Here is a 19,952-nt window from a genome sequence, read left to right on the forward strand (position 1 = left end):
CGCGGGGCCGGCGGCGCCGGGTCCTAAGGTTGACGACGTGCGGCTGAGGTTCTTCGGTGGACTCGAGGCGGAGGCGGACGACGCCCCGGTCGAGATCCGAGGTCGTGGCCAGGAGGCCCTCCTCTTCCGCCTCGCGCTCGACGCAGGCACGACGGTCGCCTACCGCTCGCTCGCCGAGGACGTGTGGCCGGACGACCTCCCCGAAGACCCGCGCGCTTCGCTGCAGTCGCTGGCCTCTCGCCTGCGCCGGGTGGTCCCCGCCGGCACGCTGGAGGCCGTGCCGGGCGGGTATCGGCTGGCGATGGCGCGCGAGGACGTCGACATCGCGCTGTTCCAGGACCTCGTCGATCGCGCCCGGCACGCCGACGATCCGGCGGCCGCCGTCGCGGACGCACGTGCTGCGCTCGCGCTGTGGCGCGGGGAGCCCTGGACGCCGGGCGAGGGCTTCGACTGGGTGGTTCGCGACCTGCTGGAGGATCGCGCCCACGCCGAAAGGATCGCCGGCGCCGGCGTCGGGATCAGCACCGGCGCCTCGGCCTCGCCGGGGGCGGCCGCAGCGACGGCGAGCATCGCGCCCGCGCCCGAACCGCCCGCAGGCGTATCGCCCGCGGCCGCCGTCGCGACGAGCGTTCCGGCGAGCCTCACGCCGCTCATCGGGCGCACCCGTGAGCTGGAGCTGATCGAGTCCCAGCTGCGCTCGGAGCGCCTCGTGACCCTCATCGGACCCGGCGGCGCCGGCAAGACCACGCTCGCGTTCGAGACCGCGCGCCGCACGCCGGGCTCGATCGTCGTCGAGCTCGCTCCTGCCGCCCCGGGCGAAGTGTGGGCTGCTGTCGCAGGAGCGGTGGGTCGCAGCATCCGTGTCGGTGAGCTGGTGTCGACGAGCGCCCGCGACCGGGTCGTGGAGGCGCTGGCCGGACGATCGGTCCTGGTCGTGCTCGACAACTGCGAGCACGTCTCGGCCGAGGCCGCGGGTGTCGCACTCGATCTGCTGGGGAGCGCGCCGGGATCCCGCATCCTGGCGACCAGCCGCGAGCCGCTGGGACTGGCCGGCGAGGCCTTTGTCGATCTCGGCCCGCTCCCCGGCGACGATGCGCGCGAGCTCTTCACCCGCCGCGTCCGGGCGGCGCGAGGGACTCCACCCGCAGGCGACGAAGCGGCGGCGGTCGAACGGATCGTCAGCCGGCTCGACGGCCTGCCGCTGGCGCTGGAGCTCGCCGCTGCGAAGTCCCGCACTCTCACGATCGCCGAGATCGACAGCGGCCTCGACGACCGGTTCGCGCTCCTGGCCACGGGTCCGCGTGCCCTCGAAGCACGCCACCAGACCCTTCGAGCCCTCATCGACTGGAGCTGGGAGACCTTGACGGATGCCGAGCGCACAGCCCTGCTCGCTGCTGCGGTGTTCCCCGACGGCATCGATGCTCGAGATGTGCCCGCCGTCGCCGCCGCTTTCGATGTCGACGGCGAATCGTTCGAGGGCCTCGTCGACAAGTCTCTGCTGCGACGGTCGGAGGGGCGCCTGCGCATGCTCGAGACCGTGCGCGAATACGGGGTGGACCGCCTTCGCACCGAAGGTCGTGAGGCGGCGTTCCGCGCACGGGAGGCGCGGGCGATGAGCGAGCTCGCGGCTCGGCAGGACGCGCTGCTGCGCGGCCCGCGCGTGCGCGAGGGCCTCGCCTGGTTCGACGCCGACGAGGAGAACCTCACCGCCGCGCTGCGGACGTGTGCGGAGCAGCCGGGCCTCGAAGACATCGGCATCCGGCTCGTGCGCGCGTGCTTCTGGACCTGGATCATGCGCGAGCGCTTCACCGAGCTGCAGTCCGGCATCGGGCGGTTCGGCGAGGCTGCCGCGGCGCTCGACTCCGAGCCCGCCGTGGTGGTGCGGGCGATCGCCCTCCTCGGCCTCGCCTTCGCTCCCGAGGCCGGGAAGCCGGACCCCGCTGCGGTCCCGATGGCGGCGACGGACGACGGCGGCGCGAGGGATGCCGCCACCGGGGGCATACCTCCGGCCGAGGACTCCGCAGCCCGCCCGGGCGTGCCGACACCGAGCGGTCTCGCACGTCTCGAGCGGGAGGCTCCGGCCGTCGTCGCGGCCGCGGCCGTGCACCGCAGCGAGCTCTCGGCCGCCGTCCCTCCGCTCCTTCACGGCCTCCTCGAGGAGGCGCGGCAGCACGTGCCCGGCGCCCCGTGGACGCGGAGCTTCACGATCCGGGATGACGGTCTCGAGGACGCCCCCGCATGGACGCACGCGTTCCTGAGCATGATGCGCTCGGCGCTCGCGCAGAACACCGGCGACACCCGGACTCTCGGTGCCGAGAGCGACCGGGCGCTGTCGATGTTCCTCGAGCTCGGCGATGTGTGGGGCACCGCGTTCGCGAGCCAGATGCGCTCCGAGTGGCTGCAGCTGGCAGGGCGGCTCGAGGAGGCGCTCGCCGTCGCCGACGCCTCGACCGAGGGGCTCGCCGGGCTCACCTCGACCACCGACCTCGTGCAGCAGCGCTCTCAGAGCATCGGACTGCTGCTGCGCCTCGGCCGCATCGACGAGGCGCGTGAGCGGCTCGCCGGCAGCCGGGAGCTCGCCCGGTCGTTCGAGTCGCCGCGTGCGCTCGCGCAGACCGACATGGATGCGGCGATGATCGAGATCGCCGTCGGGGACGGTGCCGAGGCGCTCCGCCACCTGGACGCGATCGACGCGCAGATGCTGCCGGCGTTCCCCGACCAGCTGACCGCCTGGTCCCAGTCCCGCCGTGCGCAGGCGCTGCTGCTCGAGGGGCGTGCCGACGAGGCGCTCGACGCCCTGCGACAGGCATACCCTTCGGCGGCGCACAGCGGCGACCACCCGATCGTCTCGGACGTCGCCGTGTCGATCGCCGGCTGGCTCGCCTTGGCGGGACGGGATGCCGACGCGCGGCGCGCGCTCGTCGCAGCGGCGCGCCTGCGGGGCGGCGTCGACGCCACCGACCCGTTCCTCCGCGTCATGCGCGCCCGGTTCGAGACCGACGTCCTCGTGCCCGGTGCGACGGACGGAGCCGGACACGACTCCGACAGCGCCGACGAGCTCGCCGTCCTGGCGGCGCTCCTGAGCTGACCGGTCGGCGGTCCCTGGCTGACCTGTCGGCAGCCCCGGTGAGCGGAGCGGCGGTCCCGCCGGCTGCCGACGCACGAGGGAGCCGGGGCGGCTCATGCCATCCCGGCTCCCTCGTCACCGCTGCGAGCGGCGGCTGAGCCCACGCGTCCGGAGGCTCGGGCCGCCGCGCCGGCGGCGGCATCCGATCATGCCTTGCGCATGTACGCGCGCACCGTGAGCGGTGCGAACACCGCCACGATCACGGCGGCGCCGAGCAGGGCGGTGAAGACGTCCGTGGTGACCGCGCCCTCGTTCACCAGACCGCGCACCGCGGTGACCAGGTGCGAGACCGGGTTGATGTCGACGAACCACTGCAGCCAGTCGGGCATCGTGTCGGCGGGCACGAAGGCGTTGGAGAGGAACGTGAGCGGGAACAGGATGAGCATCGAGATGCCCTGCACGCTCGACGCGGTGCGGGCGATGACACCGAAGAAGGCGAAGATCCAGCTCATCGCCCACGAGCAGGCGATCACGAGCAGACCGGCCGCGATGACTCCGCCGAGTCCGCCGCCGGGACGGAAGCCCATGATGTAGCCCATCGTGAAGGTGAGCGTCGTGGCGATCGTGTAGCGCAGCGTGTCGGCCAGCAGCGCTCCCGACAGCGGCGCGATGCGCGCGATCGGGAGCGAGCGGAACCGGTCGAACACGCCCTTATCCATGTCTTCGCGCAGTTGCACGCCAGTGACGACCGAGGTCGTGATCACGGTCTGCACGAGGATGCCCGGGATGATGATGGGCAGGTAGCTCTGCACGTCGCCGGCGATCGCGCCGCCGAAGATGTACGTGAACATCAGCGTGAAGATGATCGGCTGCACCGTCACGTCGATGAGCTGCTCCGGCGTGCGGCGGATCTTGAGGATGCCGCGCCAGGCCATGGTGAGCGTGTTGCGCACCGTGAGCCCGAGGCCCGCGCGGTTGGAGAGGTGCCGGTCGGCGACCGGCACGATGGGGGTCGCGATGGCGGTCATGCGTGCACTCCTTCGATCTCATCGGCCGTCGCGTGGGCGGCCTCGTCGTCATCCGGCACGCCCTTGCCGGTCAGGGTGAGGAAGACCTCGTCGAGCGTCGGCTGCTGGACACTCAGCTCTTCGAGATGCAGGCCGGCCTCGCGGAAGGCGACGAGGAGGTCGGCCACGCGGTCGGGGTCGCTCATCGGCACGGTGAGGCGGGCGGCCTCGGGCGAGACGATCGCGGGAACGCCGAGCACGCGCACGATCTCGCGCTGGGCGTCGTCGATGTCGGAGCCGGGGCGCAGCCGCAGCAGCAGCGACGCCTGGCCGACCGACGACTTCAGTTCGAGAGCGGTGCCCTCGGCCACCACCGTGCCGCGGTCGATGACCGCGATGCGGTCGGCGAGCTGATCGGCTTCGTCGAGGTACTGCGTCGTCAGCAGCACCGTCGAGCCGGTCGCGACCAGACGGCGGATGGTGTCCCACATCTGCCCTCGGGTGCGGGGGTCGAGGCCCGTGGTCGGCTCGTCGAGGAAGATGAGCGGAGGCTGGGCGATGAGGGATGCCGCCAGGTCTAGGCGCCGGCGCATGCCGCCGGAGAACTTGGCCAGCGGGCGGGTGGCGGCTTCGGTGAGCGAGAACTCCTCGAGCAACTCGGTCGCCTTGCGCTTCGCGTCGACGCGCGAGAGCCCGAGGAGGCGGCCGAAGATGACGAGGTTCTCGGTGGCCGAGAGGGTCTCGTCGACGGACGCGAACTGGCCGGTGAGGCCGATGAGCTGGCGCACGATCTGCGGATCGCGCACGACGTCGTAGCCGAAGATCTCTGCCCGGCCGGCGTCGGGACGCAGCAGCGTCGCCAGCATGCTGATGGTGGTGGTCTTGCCCGCGCCGTTGGGGCCGAGCACACCGTAGACGGTGCCGGCTTCGACGGTCAGGTCGACGCCGTCGACCGCACGGTTGCTGCCGAAGCTCTTCACGAGCCCTTCGGCGCGGACCGCGGGGGTGCGGGATGGGGAACTGGTGATGGTCATGGGATCCGCCTTTCGACGTCACCCAGAGTGCGCCGCGCCCACTGTCACACCCCTGCCGTCCCCGCCCCCTCGCTGTCAGAACGCTGTCACGGCGCTGTCGGGCGCTCTGCGGGCGATGGTCCCTCAACGTCCGCACGGCAGCCGGCTACGCCGATCACGTCGTGGGTGAGCGGCGAACAATCGGTCTTGGCCGAAGGGGTGCGCCGGGGGTAGTTGATGGCGTCGGTCTCCCCGCGGGCTGCGTTCCCGGCGGACAGGGAGAGGTATGCATGCGAGCAGCCTCAGGACCGGTGGTCGACGTACTCGGAGACGCCGTCGAGCAGCCGGGTGAGGCCGAAGTCGAAGTTGTTGAACGAGTCGTCAGTGAGCACGCCGCTCTCGAGAGTGGCGTGGAGATGGGGGAATCGCCCCTCGGTGACGAGCCTGCCGAGCAATCTCGCCTCGGCGAGGACGACACTGGAGACCTGGTCTCCGGTCGCGTCAGCACGGTCGGTGTAACCTCGCTCGACGAGTGCACGAAACCTGGCATGGCCGCTGACCTGCAGCACGACAGCGAGCCGCTCTTCGCGGGTGAGGGCTACGTCCGCGAGAGCTGCGAGCCCTGCTTCGATCCAGGCAAGATTGTTCGGGGTGCTCGCAATACCCGTGATAGTGATGTCCAGCATCCACGGGTGCCGTCGGTATACATCGCCGGATGCTGCGGCATAAGACTCAAGGCCTGCCCGCCAGTCTTTCGCCTTGGCGATCGACGCGGGCGGAGGGCCCATGCCCTGTTCCTGGAGAAGTAGCAGGAGGGTGTCCTTCGAGGCCACGTATCGGTACAGCGACATCGCGGTGAGGCCGAGGGCCTGAGCGAGCGCCGGCATCGTCACCGCATCGATGCCTCCGGTATCGGCGAGTTCAACGGCCGCGTCGAGCACCTGGTCGAGACTGAACTCCCGCTTCGGTCCACGCTGCGGCGACGGCACTGCGCCCCACGCCAACGCGATGGCCCTGGGCAGTTCCGTACTCGCCGCCTCATCGATCACTGCCGCCCCTTCCGCTCGATCCAAGTCAGCCTAGGCGCCCCGGTCGGTGTGCATCACGCGTCGGTCCGGGCACCACGCCGTTCTTCAGGCCGCGGACCAACCGCCGTCCGAAGGAAGGATGACGCCGTTGATGTTGGCCGCCTCGTCACTCGCGAGCCATGCCACCGTCGCCGCGATCTGCTCAGCAGAGGCGGGCGGTGTCATTGTGGCCTGCAGCACGGGGCCTGTCCGCGCTGCACCGTAATCGGATCGCCACGAGACATCGAGCGCTGTGACGACCGCTCCCGGGGCAACGGCATTCGTGCGGATTCCGATTGGTCCATACATGAATGCGCTGCTCTTCGTCAGTCCAGCCACGGCGTGCTTGGACGCCGTGTACGCGGCGCCGCCCACCGACCCTCGAAAGGAAGCCTCGGAGGCGATATTGACGATCGCTCCGACTCCGCGCTCGCGCATGAGCGGGACGACTGCTCGCGTCGTACGGAGCGCGGCGGTCACATTGACGTCGAAGACTCGCTGCCACGTCGCATCGTCAACCTCGTCGGCGGGGAGCACGCCGTCCATGATGCCCGCGATGTTGGCCAGGATGTCGACCCTGCCCGCCGCAGCGTCGATGAGGTCGCGAACGGTCTCCTCTCGAGTCACGTCTCCGACGACCGTACGCACATCGCAGCCGGTCAGGTCTCTCTTCAGTTCACTCAGTCGGTCGGCCGCAATGTCCGAGGCGATCACCGTGCCACCCTCGGTGGCGAAGATCAGGGCGGCGGCGCGGCCGATGCCTGAGCCGGCACCCGTGACTATGGCGGTCCGGCCGTGAAAGCGGCGTGTCGGGAACTCGGTCATCTCATACTCCTCGCAGGTGCTAACTAGTAGAGAGATAAACAGTATATGAGCATACGGGTTATCTCAACCCGCAGCCGGGGCAACAGTTAGCAGCAGCGACCGCGCGGCTCGCGATTCCCCCGGCCTCCACATCGATCGGGCGGTTCAGCGCAGCACGCGCCCGCTGACCGCCAGCGTGAGCCCCCGCGGCATGAAGCCGGCGAGCTTGGCGCTCACCGCGTTCGCCCAGCCCGACACCACGCTCGCGCGCCGACCGCGATCGAGCTCGCGCACCGCCAGGCCGACCACCTGCGCCGGCGTCTGGAAGCGCCCCACCGCGGCGTCCTCCGTGCCGACCACGTCGAAGAACTCGGTGCGCGTCGCGCCCGGGCTGAGTGCCAGCACGCGCAGCCCGCTGTCGCGGGTCTCGTACGCGAGCGCCTCGGTGAAGCTCAGGACGAAGGCCTTCGTGGCGCCGTACACCGCCATGTTCGGGCAGGGCTGGTAGGCGCCCGTGCTCGCGATGTTCACCAGCGCTCCCCGACCGTCGGCGACCAGGTCCGGCAAGAGCTCGCGCGTCACCGCGACCAGGTTCGCGACGTTGACCTGCACCATCTCCGCGATGCGGCCGGGATCGGCGTCGGCGAACGCGCCCTTCATGCCGAAGCCGGCGTTGTTGACGAGGGTCTGGACCCGGATGCCGCGCTCGTCGAGCGCCGCGCGGAGGGCGGCGGCGGCATCCGTCCGCGCGAGATCGAGCGGGATCACCGTCGCTGTGATGCCATGCGCCGCTTCGAGCCGCTCCGAGAGTTCGCGCAGGCGCTCCTCGCGCCGGGCGACGAGCACGAGATCGGCGCCGCGTGCGGCGAGCTGCTCGGCGAACTCGGTGCCGAGCCCGGCGCTGGCTCCGGTGATGAGGGCGGTGGTGCCGCGATACGTGATGGTCATGTCGCCAATGTAGACAGTGACAGCATTGTTGTCAATGCCAACATCGCGCTAGGGTGGTGACCGTGACCGAGCGCTCGTACCACCACGGCAATCTGCGCGCGGCGTTGCTCGACCGCGCCTGGGAGGTCGTCGACGCCGAGGGTGCCGACGCCCTGTCGCTGCGGCAGCTGGCCCGCGACCTCGACGTCAGCCACGGGGCCTCCGGCCGGCACTTCCGCGACAAGCAGGCCCTGCTCGACGCACTCGCCGTGCTGGGGTTCGAGCGCCTGAACGCGGCGCTGGCCGATGCGGTCGGCACCGCAGGGCCGTTCGCCGACCGCTTCCACGCCGCCGGCGACGCCTACGTGGGCTTCGCGGTGCGGCATCCGGCGATCCTCCGCACGATGTACTCGGCCAAGCACCACCCGGCGGCATCCGCCGAGCTCATCGAGGTCAGCCACGTCGCGATGCCCGCGCTGGTCGCCCTCTTCCGTGCCGCTCAGGACGCCGGGGAGCTGCCGCCCCGGCCGGCCGAGGAGGCCGCGCTCGTCGCGTTCGCAGCGGTGCACGGCGTCGCAACCCTCGCGACCGACGACCTCCTCGACGGCGTGCCGTGGGAAGACGCCACAGCCGCGACCATCGCCGCGGTGTGGCGCGGACTCGTCTCGCCGCCGGCGGGCTGACGGCCCGCGCTCAGCCGACGACACCAGGTGAGCTGACGAGAACAGGACGATCCGGGTGGCATCGGCCTACGCTCGCCGGATCACCTGTTTTCGGCAGACCGCGCCAGCTCGGCGAACGCCCCGCTTTGAGACCGAAGACGACGGATGCCGCGACCCGGCCAGGTCGCGGCATCCGTCGTTCTGCGGGTCAGGCGCCGGCGAGGCGCTCCGCGAGGTAGGCGTGCAGGCCCTCGAGCGGCACGCGCTCCTGGCCCATCGTGTCGCGGTCGCGCACCGTGACGGCCCGGTCGTCGAGCGAGTCGAAGTCGACCGTGACGCAGAACGGCGTGCCGATCTCGTCCTGGCGACGGTAGCGGCGGCCGATCGCGCCCGCGTCGTCGAAGTCGATGTTCCACTCTCCGCGGAGGTCTTCAGCCACCTCGCGGGCGATCGGCGACAGCTGCTCGTTGCGCGACAGCGGCAGCACCGCGGCCTTGACGGGCGCGATGCGCGGGTCGAGCTTGAGCACCGTGCGGGTGTCGGTGCCGCCCTTCGCGTTCGGCGCCTCCTCCTCGTGGTACGCGTCGACGAGGAACGCCATCATGGCGCGCGTCAGACCGAACGAGGGCTCGATGACGTAGGGGATGTACTTCTCCCCCGACGCCTGGTCGAAGTACGACAGGCTCTGGCCCGACGCCTCGCTGTGGCTGCCGAGGTCGTAGTCGGTGCGGTTGGCGACGCCCATGAGCTCGCCCCACTCCTTGCCGGCGAAGCCGAAGCGGTATTCGACATCGATCGTGCCGTCGGAGTAGTGCGCGCGATCCTCCTCGGGCACATCGAACCGGCGCATGTTGGCGGGGTCGATGCCGAGGTCGACGAACCAGTCCCAGCAGGCCTCGACCCAGTGGTCGAACCACTCCTGCGCGTCGGCGGGCGGCACGAAGTACTCGATCTCCATCTGCTCGAACTCGCGCGTGCGGAAGATGAAGTTGCCCGGCGTGATCTCGTTGCGGAACGCCTTGCCGACCTGGCCGATGCCGAACGGCGGCTTCTTCCGGCTCGCGGTGAGCACGTTCGCGAAGTTCACGAAGATGCCCTGCGCCGTCTCGGGGCGCAGGTAGTACAGGCCGCTCTCGTCGTCGACGACGCCGAGGTAGGTCTTCACGAGACCCGAGAACGCCTTGGGCTCGGTGTACTGGCCCCGGGTGCCGCAGTTCGGGCAGGGCACGTCGGCGAGGCCGTTCTCGGCCTTGCGGCCCTTGCGGGCCTCGAACTCCTCGATGAGGTTGTCGGCACGGAACCGCTTGTGGCAGTGCAGGCACTCGACGAGCGGGTCGGTGAACGTCGCGACGTGACCGGATGCCTCCCACACGCGCTTGGGCAGGATGATCGACGAGTCGAGGCCGACCATGTCGCCGCGGCCACGCACGAACGTCTGCCACCACTGACGGCGGATGTTCTCCTTGAGCTCGGTGCCGAGGGGACCGTAATCCCACGCCGACCGGGATCCGCCGTAGATCTCACCCGCCTGGAACACGAACCCGCGATGACGGGCGAGGGCGATGACTTTGTCGAGGCGAGACTGCTCGGCCACGGTGGCTCCAATGGTCGGGAGGGGGATGCACGAGGGTGCGGATGCCACGGATCGCGGCATCCGTCGATTCTAGTCGGCGTGCGGCACGGGGCCCGTCTCACCGTCCGCCCGCTCGAACGCACGGTCCCACTCCTGCAGCTCCTTGCGCCGGCCCATCAGCCCGTCGAGCGAGACCTGGAAGTGCAGTCCGCGTCGCGCGTTGACCTGCTTGATGTTCTCGATGAGCTCGGTCGAGAACGACGAGAGCGCGGTGCGCACCTCGCGGACGCGCTCGACCGGGTCGTCCCACAGGTCGGGATGGGTCAGGATGTCGAGCAGATAGTCGCGGTCGAGGGCACCGGTCAGCTTGCGAAGGGTCTCGCCGTACTCCACCGCCGCCGTGGCGCGCTGGCCCTCCTCGCCCTTGCGGTCCAGGCGATCGAACAGCTCGGTGGTGTTCTGCGCGATGAGTCCGACCTGCGCGGCGACCTCCCCCGCCTGTGCGACGCCGGCCGCGCCGGCGCGCGCGTACTCGGCGGTCAGCGCCTGCAGGGTCTGCACGTGGGTGCGTACCGGCTCCGGCAGCGGGTGGCGGCCGACCGCCGGCCGGCTGCGTCGGCGGGCGCGGGAACGGGCGATGCCGAAGACGGCGCCGCCGGCGCCGACGAGCACCGCCAGGCCGATGGCGATGCCGAGGAACGGCCCGGCGTCGGTCGAGCCCGCGGGCGCATCCGGCGTCGCCGCGATCACTCCCTGGATCGTCTCGGTGAGCGCGGCGTCGACGTCGCCCGCCTGCCCCTCCGCCTGGTTGGCGATCCGCATCGCCTCGCCCTGCTCGAGCACGCGCGAGCCGGCGGAGAGGTCGTCGCCGACGGCCACGATGATCGTCTGGCACTCGGGATGGGCTGCGGCGAGCTGCGCCACGATCTCCGGACCGGATGCCTCGATCCCGGCGTTGTCGGAGAACACCGCGACGCCGATCGACTCGTCGCCGATCTGCACCTGGAGCTGGTCGTGCAGCGCCGCCGCATCCGGAACCTCGGCGGAGACGTACACCCCGTCCTCGCCGATGCCGTCGACGGCGTCGTCGACGTAGCCCTGCCCGTCCGTCGCCACGATCATGCGGTCACGCCTAGAAGTTGTTGATCACGGAGGCGAACACGAGGTCGATCTTCGCGGCATCCGACGCGTCGAACCACTGTCCGCCCGTCGCCTCGGCGATGCGCTGCAGCGCGGCCGTGTCGGCGCCCTCGCCGTAGGCGATCGGGAAGATCCGCACGGGCGCCTCGTCGCCGCCTTCGCGCGCGGACGCCCCGATGCGGGCGACGAGGGAGTCGAGCGAGATCGACGAGTCGGTGTCCTGGCCGTCAGACAGCAGGACGATCGCGTTGATGCGCCCGGGCTCGGCGCGCGCGATCATCTCGTCGTAGGCAGCGGCGATCGCGTCGTACAGCGGTGTGCCGTCGCGGTGGGCGAACCGCAGATCATCGAGCGAGGCATCTATCGATTCACGGTCGGACGCGAGTGGCTCGACATCGCGCAGCACGACGATGTTCTTGCCCGCCTGCGATTCCACCCCCGTCGTGAACGCCCAGACCCCGACCTCGTCGGACGAGCGGAAGTGGCCCAGCGTGGACTGCGCCCCCTCGATCGCCCCGTCGAGCTTGGACCGGCCGTCGCCGATCGCCTCGTCCATCGAGCCCGAGATGTCGATGACCTCGAGCACCGACGAGGGCTTGCGGATCTGGGTCCACTGATCGATCGCCGCCGACACCACGTCGACGGCGGGCTTCGGGAGCGTCACCGCGGGGCCGGCCGGGTCGACGCCGTACTCGGTGGTGAACAGCTCGCCCAGGGGTGCGGCGGCATCCAGCGGGCGGAAGCCGTAGTCGGGCAGGATCTCCTGCGCCGCGTCGGTCTGCAGGAAGGCGGCGAAGGCGGCGCCCGCGGTGGCCTGCACGTCGGTCACCCAGTCCGCGCCGAGCACGGTGATCGGGTTGTCGGACCACATCGAGCCGCCCGACGGGTACACCGCGACGAGCTTCTCCTTCGGCGGCGTCAGCGTCTCGCCGGGCTGCACCGTGTGCGAGTCGGGGTTGCCCTGGTTGTAGTTGAGGAGCGAGGTCTCTTCGAGCGCCACGGCAGAGACGTAGCCCGAGCCGCCCGCGCCGTTCTGGGTCTCGTCGTAGAGCCTCGTCAGCACCTTGCCGGTGGTGTCGCCGTAGTGGATCACGCACTCCTCGAACACCCGCGAGAACTCGGCCGCGGCGGCGACGTCGGCCGCCGTCAGGTCGGACGTCTTGCCCGACGCCTCGTAGGACTGCATCAGGATCGCCGAGAGCCCGGTGGTCGAGGTGTTCGGGTTGGTCTTCGAGATCTTGAACGAGCCCCACAGCGGCTTTCCGACGCTGGCCCAGCCCTGCGGGTCCTGGCACAGGGCCTCGAAGTCGGCGATGCCGATCTCGGTGTCCGGCCAGCCGAGCGCCTTGGCCATCGTCTCGGGCACTCCGAACACGACCGGCGTGTGCGTGAACGACTCGGGCTCGCCGACGAGCGACGGGGATGCCGCCGCCGCGACCCGATCGGTCCAGACGGTGGACGCGGGCGACCACATGGTGGGCCAGCGGCGCGCGTCGTCGTCGGGCCAGTCGCCGCCCGCCGTGAGGAAGCGGGTCGCATCGCCCGAGGAGACGTTGATGGGCCGCACTGTCGCGCACTCGTCGAGCTGCTCGTGCTGCGGCGACTCCTTGAACGCGTCGGCCAGCGCATCGAGCATGTTGACCTTCTCGGACGACGTGGCGACGACCACGCTCGTGCAGCCGTCGTCGGCGAAGTCGCCGTCGCCGAGCTCGCCGCCGTCCGGGGTCGAGCCGAAGCAGCCGGTGAGCGCCATGGCCACCGCGATCAGCGCCGCCGCGGTCCCCGTCGCGCGGGCGGCACGACGGCCGCTCGCGGTCGGCGTCGACGGAGCGGAAGGGGCGGACGGTCGCGGAAGGCGAGGGACCATGGGTACAGAGTAAGTCCCCGGGCCGACGCGGTGCACGGCGGAGCGCACAGGCGCTAGACCGCGCGCAGCGCCTCGCGCCCGACCTCGGCGATCGAGGTGTGCCCCGACAGCCCCAGCGTGATGTCGAGTTCGGCGAGGACGTTGCGCGTCACCTCGCGCACGCCCGCCTCCCCGGCGAGCCCGAGGCCGTACGCGTACGGCCGCCCGATGGCGACGGCGGTCGCGCCGAGGGCCAGCGCGATGAAGACGTCCGAGCCCTGCCGCACGCCCGAGTCGAAGACGATCGGCGCGCGGGCCGCCACCCGCTCGGCGATGGCCGGCAGCGCGTCGAGCGTCGGCACGGACTGGTCGATCTGCCGACCGCCGTGGTTCGAGATCCAGATGCCGTCCATGCCCGCATCGAGGGCGCGGATCGCGTCGTCGGGGTGCACGACGCCCTTCAGGATGACGGGCAGCGACGTCCACTGCCGCACCTTGGCGAGGTCGTCCCACGTGAGCGCGGGCGTCGAGAACACGTCGAGGAAGGTCTCGACCGCGGCGCGCGGCAGCGGTGAGCGGAGGTTCTCCCGCACGCTCTTCGAGCCCGTCAGTGCGGCGCCCCTACGGGCGATGCCCACGCCGGCGGCGACCGCCCGGGGTGTCAGCCGCACCGGCGGCGCAACCTCGGCCGCGGCATCCGATCCCGCGGTCGACGACACCGCCGCCGCACGCGACCGCTCGCGTACGAGCTGCTGGAAGACCGGGTCGCTCGTGTACTGCGCGATACCCATGGCGCGGGTGAACGGCAGATACGCGAGGTCGAGATCCCGGGTGCGCCAGCCGAGCAGGTGGGTGTCGAGCGTGACCACGATCGCTTCGCAGCCGGATGCCTCGGCCCGCCGCAGCAGCGATGCGTTCAGCTCGTCGGAGGCCGACCAGTAGAGCTGGAACAGCCGCGATCCGCTCGGCGCGCTGTCCCGCACCTCTTCCATGGGCACGGACGCCTGGTTCGAGAGCGTGTACGGGACGCCGAGGGATGCCGCGGCCCGCGCGACGGCGAGGTCGGCGTCGGGGTGCGCCATCTCCATCACGCCGAGCGGGGCGAGCAGGAGCGGCGTCGGGCGGCGCACGCCCAGGAAGTCGATGGACAGGTCGCGCGACGACACATCGCGCAGGGGCCGCGGCCACACCTGCCAGCGTCCGAACGCGGCGCGGTTGGCGGCCAGCGTACGCTCGGCGCCGGCTCCCCCGGCGATGTAGGCGAAGGCCTCGGCGCTGAGCGCCTTGCGTGCGGCCCTCTCGAGCGCCTCGACGTCGACGGGGACGCGGGGGCGGGTGCCGCCGATGCCGGCTCGGTAGATGTCGGACTGGGTCCGGCGCGAGATGCCGCGCGATGCCGCGGGGTCTTCGGGAGCGACGATGCTCATGCGGTCAGCCTACGCAGGCGCGGACTTCAGCCTGCGAAGCCGCACCAGCCGGCGACCCACGTGAGGATGCGGCCCCGCAGCTCGTCGCCGACGAAGAGCTCGAACTCGCCGGGCTCGCCCTCGAGCTCGATCCGGACGTCGAAGATGGTGCCGCGTTTGTCCTCCTGCACGGCGTGGGGGTCGCAGCGGAACGGCACGAGCGGGACCTCCACCACCACGGGCTCCGCCTCCGCCGCTGACACGTCGATGTCGAGGTGGAACACCTCGTCCTCCGCGGGCGCACCGGCGAAGTCCAGCAGATTCGTGCGCTCCAGCCCGACGACGGTGCCCGCGCCGGCGCCGGTGGGAGTGACCGTCAGCTCGAGGGTCGCGGGCTCGCCGGGAGCCGACGGCTGGAAGTCCGTGAAGGCCAGCGTCGCAGCATCCGCCATCCGCTCCTGCAGGCACTCGCGGGAGTGCAGCGGCGCGAGGAAGCCCAGCGTGTCGGGAGCGGGTGCCGTCACCTCGGCTGACTCGGACTCGCCCACGAGCTCGAGCACCGCCTCGGAATCGCCCTTATCCGGCGCCGAGCAGGCCACCGGCGGCAGCTGCACCCGGATGTCGACGGAGCCTCGGGCCGGGATCGTGCTCACCCGGTCGGGCACTACACGCGTCGCCGGGCCGTGGAGCCGCGGGTCCTCGACGCGCACCTCCCCCACTGTGATGGCGGTGTCGGACCCGTTGATCACGCGCAGCTGCGCCTGCCTCGGCGCCACGTCGGCACGCAGCTGCGCGAGCTCGACGGTCACCCCGGCCGGCAGGGTGGGAACGGGCGCCGCGCTGGGCGCGGCAGTCGGCGAGGGCGAGCATCCGACGAGCCCCAGCACGACGGCGATGGCGGCCGCCGCGATCCCGGGCCATGCCCGCGACCGCGCGGGAGCGCGGGAACGGTGACCGAGCGACGTCCGCACGAGACCTACCGCGTGAGCGTCTCGCGCGCGACGGTGAAGTCGTCGAGCGCGACCTTGTCGATCTCGACGCCGAGGCCGTGCCCCGTGGGTACGCGCACGTGGCCCTCCTCGAGCACTGCCGGCTCGGTCACGATGTCCCGGGTGTAGAACCGGCTCGACGCCGACACGTCGCCGGGCAGCGTGAAGCCCGGCAGGGCGGCGAGCGCGGCGTTCGCCGCGCGGCCGATGCCGGTCTCGAGCATGCCGCCGCACCACACCGGCACGCCCGCGGCGAGGCAGCGGTCGTGGATGCGCACCGCTTCCAGGTACCCGCCGACGCGCCCGGCCTTGATGTTGACGACGGATGCCGAGCCCAGCGCGAGCGCATCGGCAGCCGCCTTGTCCGAGACGATGGACTCGTCGAGGCACACCGGGGTGCGCAGCCGCCGGGCGAGTGTCGCGTGATCGACGAGGTCGTCCTCCTGCAACGGCTGCTCGATCAGCAGCAGGTCGAAGCGGTCGAGCTCGGCCAGGGTGTCGGCATCAGCCAGCGTGTAGGCCGAGTTCGCATCGACCTGCAGCGGGATCGTGCCGAAGGCGTCGCGCACCGCGGCTGTGTCGCCGACGTCGCGGCCGGGCTTGATCTTGATCTTGATCCGGACGTAGCCCTCGTCGAGGTAGCCGCGCACGGTGTCGACGAGCGCCGCGGGGTCGCGCTGGATGCCGACGGACACCCCGCTGGGCACGCGGTCGCGCACAGCGCCGACGTACTCGCCGAAGCTGCGCCCCTCGGCTCGCAGCGCGGCGTCGAGCACCGCGAGCTCGAGCCCGGCCTTCGCCATGCGGTGGCCCTTGAAGGGCTCGAGAGCACCCGCGACCTCCTCGGGCGCCACACTGCCCCGATCGAGCAGGGACGGCACGAGGAAGCGGAGCGCGACATCCCACGCCCCCTGCGTGTACTCGCTGGAGTACAGCGGGTCGGCCTGCGTGACGATCTCACCCCAGCCGTCGCCGTCGCCGGTCAGCGCGCGGACCAGGATGACCTCTCGCACGGTCTCGGTGCCGAACGACGTCGTGAACGGTGAGACGAGGGGCAGGTGCAGCACCCGCAGCTCGAATCCTTCGAGGGCGACGGATGCCGCCGGCCGGGCTATGGGCATGCGCTCAGCGTACGCCCGGCGCGTCGGTCGGGCGGGCGTCAGTGCGCGAAGCGCGCGGAGACGTCGCGCCGCACCGGGATGTACGTCGACCGTGCGACGCGGGGCCGTCGGCGGCGGGGCTCCTTGGGTGCGGTGCGGCCTCCGCTGGGCCGCGGCCCGCTGCTCAGGGCGATGATCAGGGTCTCGATGTGCTCACGCATGGCTTCTCCTCGTTCCCAGGAGAAGAGGCCCATCCGACGGTGCTGATACGTCACGCGTACCGCGTCCATGTCGCCACGGTACGAGGGGGTTCCGACGTCGGGAATCGCGAAAGGGTGTCTTTCCGCGCGGGCGAGCGTGCGGCGATCTACCCTTTCGCGATTCCCGAGCGTCAGGCGGGGATCTCGGCGAACGCGCGCACCGGGAACGTGCCGAATCCTTCGACGGCGGGCGGAGCGGCCGTGAAGCGCGCGCCGCGCGGGGGCAGTTCGCCGAGGTTCGCGAGGTGCTCGACGACGTGCACGCCGGCGCCGAGCAGCAGGCTGTGCGCCGGCCGCTCACCCCCCGACTCGGTGTCGTCGATGTTGAGCGAGTCGATGCCCACCAGCACCGCACCGGCGTCGATGAGCCACTGCGCGGCCTCGCCCGTCAAGAAGGGCGCGCCGACGCCGTACTCCGGCCGGCCGAACCAGCGGTCCCATCCGGTGTGCAGCAGCACGGCGGCGCCACGCACGTCGCGATCGGCGAGCGTGGCCGAGCGGATGCCGCGCCGCGAGGCGTCCCACGCATCCTCGAGGTGGAAGACCTCCGCGCGCAGACCCACGAGCGACGACAGGTCGAGTCCCGCCAGGTCGCGACCGTCGGCGTACCGGTGGAACGGGGAGTCGAGGTAGGTGCCGGTGTTGCCGATCATGTGGATGACGTCCATCGCGAACTCGGTACCGGGCGCGTAGCGGGCGCGCGAGTCCTCGCGGGTGAGGTGCGGCGTGATCGTCGGCGCCGGCAGACCCGGATAGGTCACCAGCCCGGCGCGGATCGGGTGGCTGAGGTCGACGACGCGCCGGGCGGAGGTGGCGGCATCCACCGCCTCCACGCCGCGGCTGCCACGATGCGGTTCCTCGACCACGCGCAGTCCGCGGAGCGAGACCTCGTCCACGAGCGCGAGCCCGAGATGCGCGACCAGGAGGCGCGCGATCTGGTCCTCCGTGGCGTCGGCGGTGGGCAGGTCGAGCCGGAACCCCGTGCCGGCGAGGCCGCCGCCGTTGGCGAAGCTGATGTCGAAGTCGAAGTGGGCGCGATACTCGGGCATGCGAGCGAGCCTATGGCCGCGGCATCCGGCGGCCGCCGCCCGGGACCGCCATCGTCCGTCGGATTCCGGCCGAACCGGCAGGTGCTCTAGCGGGGCCGCTCTGGGCATGCAACCCCGTGCCCGCGGCGGCGCGCTCCTCGTAGCGTCGGGCACATGGACACTTTCGACTTCGCACCGCGGCACGCGATCGTGACCGCATCGGACTCGGGCATCGGGCAGGCGACGGCACTGGCACTGGCGGACGCCGGGCTCGACGTCGGCATCACCTGGCACAGCGACGAGGAGGGAGCGGAGCGCACGGCCGCCGGCGTGCGCGAACGCGGTCGTCGAGCCGAGGTGACCAGGTTCGACGCGACCGCCCTCGACGACGTCGCCGGAACCATCGACGGTCTCGTCGAGCGCCTCGGCGGGCTCGACGTGTTCGTCAACAACGCCGGCGGCGGATCGGGCGGCCCATTCCTCGACCTGTCCATCGAGGACTGGCGCCAGATCGTCGCCCTGAACCTCGACGGCGCCTTCGCCGGGCTGCAGGCGGCCGCGCGTCACATGGTGCGCGCCGGCCGCGGAGGGCGTCTCGTGGCGATCACGAGCGTTCACGAGACGCAGCCACGGGTCGGGTCGGCGGCCTACGTCGCCGCCAAGCACGGCCTCGGCGGCCTCATCGAGACGACGGCCCAGGAGCTCGGGGAGCACGCGATCACCGTCAACGCGGTCGCTCCGGGCGAGATCGCGACGCCGCTGACGAACCAGGATCCCGAGGATGCCGAGCACACCCGTCGCCCCGGCATTCCGCTGGGTCGTCCCGGAAAGCCGGAGGAGATCGCAGCGGTGGTGGCGTTCCTCGCCTCGCCGCACGCGAGCTACGTCACGGGGGCGAGCTGGACGGTCGACGGCGGGATGCTGCAGATGGGGCCCCAGGCCGGTTCGCATCTGAAGAACGACGAGTGGCGGGAAGGATGACCATGAACGACCACGACGAGACCGACTCCACCGGCATGACCGACGAGGAGAAGCGGCGCGACCAGCTCACGTCCGCGCCGAACGCCGTCGAGTCCGACGCCGACCCGCGGATCGACGTGACACACCGCGACGGCGTCACGCGGATCGACATCCGCGACGACGCCGACGTGCGTCCCGGCAATCCGACCAAGGACCCCGGCGAGTAGGCCTCAGGCGTCGCTCGCGCGGCGGCGGTCCGGCCGCAGCCGACGTCAGCGGCGCACCAGCAGGTAACCGCGCGCGTCGTCGAAGCCGCCGATCACGAGACCGTCGGCGAGGTGGCCCACGAGCTGGTCGCGCACGTGCGAGCGCCAGACCGCGGCATCGACCGGAGTCTCCCGCCGTATGGTCTCGATGTCGTGCGGGATCTCGACCGACACGATCACTTGCTCGTCGTCGGGCGTGGGCACGGGCGGCGCGGCGAGCGCCCACGACACCATGATGCGGTCGGTCTCGTCGCCGCGGTTGACGCCGTCATCCATGGGCCCGTAGTGGTTCACGAGGTACTCGGTGACCCGCGTGCCGAGCACCCGCAGGTTGAAGTGGGCGTTGCGGGCGACCAACGGGTCGAACGTCCAGGTGATGTGACCGACATCGCGCGCGAGCGCCCACTCGCGCTGGTGCTGCTTGAGCACTCGCCCGAGGCCCTGGGACTGGTGGCCCGGCAGAACGCCGGTGATGTGGCTGTGCATCGAGCGCGCCGCGGGAGCAGCGAAGAAGGCGACGGACGCTCCGACCATCAGATCGCCGTCGTACAGGCCGACCGCGTAGTTGCCGGAGTGCGCGAGGGCACGCAGCAGGTTCGGCGGCATGCCGCCGCGGTCGCCGCCCCACACCTCGGCGAGCACGTCGGAGGCGCGGTGGACCTCCTCGACGGTGTCGAGCGGACGGATGTCGATGCCGGGCGGCGTCGCGGTCTCGGCCATGTGCCCAGTCTGCACCCGCCTCCGCCGCCGCAACTCCTCGGATTCGGCACGGACGGCCGGCCCTTTCGTCGGGTATCGCCGATCGCACCGGGAGCGGCGGAGTTCGTGCCGCTCGAT

Annotated in this window: 18 protein-coding genes; 4 read left to right on the top strand and 14 right to left on the bottom strand. The window is 71.5% G+C overall.

From position 1 onward, the window contains the following. The first annotated feature begins 37 nt into the window (after window positions 1-37). On the top strand, window positions 38-3,088 hold the full coding sequence (locus Q9R08_RS15275; protein WP_308868966.1) for an ATP-binding protein: 3,051 nt from the start codon (window positions 38-40) through the stop codon (window positions 3,086-3,088). Between the two features lie 185 nt (window positions 3,089-3,273). Here Q9R08_RS15275 and Q9R08_RS15280 read toward each other — a convergent pair whose 3' ends face one another. The 5 genes from Q9R08_RS15280 to Q9R08_RS15300 all read right to left on the bottom strand — a co-directional run bounded on the left by Q9R08_RS15280 (window position 3,274) and on the right by Q9R08_RS15300 (window position 7,906). After that, a complete protein-coding gene (locus tag Q9R08_RS15280) occupies window positions 3,274-4,095 on the bottom strand; it encodes an ABC transporter permease (RefSeq protein ID WP_308868968.1) in 822 nt (273 codons plus the stop codon). Continuing rightward, complete coding sequence (locus Q9R08_RS15285) at window positions 4,092-5,108, bottom strand: ATP-binding cassette domain-containing protein (protein WP_308868969.1); 1,017 nt, start codon at window positions 5,106-5,108, stop codon at window positions 4,092-4,094. The genes Q9R08_RS15280 and Q9R08_RS15285 overlap by 4 nt, the downstream gene beginning before the upstream one ends. 281 nt (window positions 5,109-5,389) lie before the next feature. Then, the gene (locus Q9R08_RS15290) at window positions 5,390-6,028 is read right to left on the bottom strand and encodes a TetR/AcrR family transcriptional regulator (RefSeq protein WP_308868970.1); all 639 of its coding nucleotides are present in this window, start codon (window positions 6,026-6,028) and stop codon (window positions 5,390-5,392) included. A gap of 192 nt (window positions 6,029-6,220) precedes the next feature. Then, on the bottom strand, window positions 6,221-6,979 hold the full coding sequence (locus Q9R08_RS15295) for an SDR family NAD(P)-dependent oxidoreductase (RefSeq protein ID WP_308868971.1): 759 nt from the start codon (window positions 6,977-6,979) through the stop codon (window positions 6,221-6,223). Window positions 6,980-7,123: 144 nt separating this feature from the next. After that, the gene (locus Q9R08_RS15300; RefSeq protein ID WP_308868972.1) at window positions 7,124-7,906 is read right to left on the bottom strand and encodes an SDR family NAD(P)-dependent oxidoreductase; all 783 of its coding nucleotides are present in this window, start codon (window positions 7,904-7,906) and stop codon (window positions 7,124-7,126) included. Between the two features lie 62 nt (window positions 7,907-7,968). On the opposite strand from Q9R08_RS15300, the gene Q9R08_RS15305 reads away from it, so the two are divergent. Next, window positions 7,969-8,568, top strand: a complete 600-nt coding sequence (locus tag Q9R08_RS15305) for a TetR/AcrR family transcriptional regulator (RefSeq protein ID WP_308868973.1) — start codon at window positions 7,969-7,971, stop codon at window positions 8,566-8,568. Between the two features lie 187 nt (window positions 8,569-8,755). Here Q9R08_RS15305 and Q9R08_RS15310 read toward each other — a convergent pair whose 3' ends face one another. The 8 genes from Q9R08_RS15310 to Q9R08_RS15345 all read right to left on the bottom strand — a co-directional run bounded on the left by Q9R08_RS15310 (window position 8,756) and on the right by Q9R08_RS15345 (window position 17,910). Continuing rightward, complete coding sequence (locus tag Q9R08_RS15310; protein WP_308869110.1) at window positions 8,756-10,141, bottom strand: glycine--tRNA ligase; 1,386 nt, start codon at window positions 10,139-10,141, stop codon at window positions 8,756-8,758. Window positions 10,142-10,210: 69 nt separating this feature from the next. Beyond that, entirely contained in the window at window positions 10,211-11,242 is a 1,032-nt protein-coding gene (locus Q9R08_RS15315) for a hypothetical protein (protein ID WP_308868974.1), read from the bottom strand. A gap of 10 nt (window positions 11,243-11,252) precedes the next feature. Next, on the bottom strand, window positions 11,253-13,127 hold the full coding sequence (locus Q9R08_RS15320; protein ID WP_308868976.1) for a vWA domain-containing protein: 1,875 nt from the start codon (window positions 13,125-13,127) through the stop codon (window positions 11,253-11,255). 53 nt (window positions 13,128-13,180) lie between these two features. Further along, complete coding sequence (locus Q9R08_RS15325; RefSeq protein WP_308868977.1) at window positions 13,181-14,533, bottom strand: alpha-hydroxy-acid oxidizing protein; 1,353 nt, start codon at window positions 14,531-14,533, stop codon at window positions 13,181-13,183. A gap of 26 nt (window positions 14,534-14,559) precedes the next feature. Then, complete coding sequence (locus Q9R08_RS15330; RefSeq protein WP_308868978.1) at window positions 14,560-15,483, bottom strand: hypothetical protein; 924 nt, start codon at window positions 15,481-15,483, stop codon at window positions 14,560-14,562. A 5-nt stretch (window positions 15,484-15,488) separates the two neighbouring features. After that, a complete protein-coding gene (gene menC / locus Q9R08_RS15335; protein WP_308868979.1) occupies window positions 15,489-16,622 on the bottom strand; it encodes an o-succinylbenzoate synthase in 1,134 nt (377 codons plus the stop codon). 38 nt (window positions 16,623-16,660) lie between these two features. Next, window positions 16,661-16,891, bottom strand: a complete 231-nt coding sequence (locus tag Q9R08_RS15340; RefSeq protein ID WP_308868981.1) for a hypothetical protein — start codon at window positions 16,889-16,891, stop codon at window positions 16,661-16,663. 101 nt (window positions 16,892-16,992) lie between these two features. Further along, window positions 16,993-17,910, bottom strand: coding sequence for a cyclase family protein (locus Q9R08_RS15345; protein ID WP_308868982.1), 918 nt, complete (start codon window positions 17,908-17,910; stop codon window positions 16,993-16,995). Between the two features lie 153 nt (window positions 17,911-18,063). Here Q9R08_RS15345 and Q9R08_RS15350 point away from each other — a divergent pair, with 153 nt between their 5' ends. Both Q9R08_RS15350 and Q9R08_RS15355 read left to right on the top strand, forming a co-directional pair. Next, window positions 18,064-18,870, top strand: a complete 807-nt coding sequence (locus Q9R08_RS15350) for an SDR family oxidoreductase (RefSeq protein WP_308868983.1) — start codon at window positions 18,064-18,066, stop codon at window positions 18,868-18,870. A 2-nt stretch (window positions 18,871-18,872) separates the two neighbouring features. Beyond that, window positions 18,873-19,076, top strand: coding sequence for a hypothetical protein (locus tag Q9R08_RS15355; RefSeq protein ID WP_308868985.1), 204 nt, complete (start codon window positions 18,873-18,875; stop codon window positions 19,074-19,076). Between the two features lie 45 nt (window positions 19,077-19,121). Here the strand turns inward: Q9R08_RS15355 and Q9R08_RS15360 are convergent, their stop codons facing one another. Continuing rightward, entirely contained in the window at window positions 19,122-19,835 is a 714-nt protein-coding gene (locus Q9R08_RS15360; RefSeq protein WP_308868987.1) for a GNAT family N-acetyltransferase, read from the bottom strand. Between the last annotated feature and the right edge of the window lie 117 nt (window positions 19,836-19,952).

Source organism: Microbacterium psychrotolerans (genome assembly GCF_031085295.1).
Lineage (GTDB): Bacteria > Actinomycetota > Actinomycetes > Actinomycetales > Microbacteriaceae > Microbacterium > Microbacterium psychrotolerans.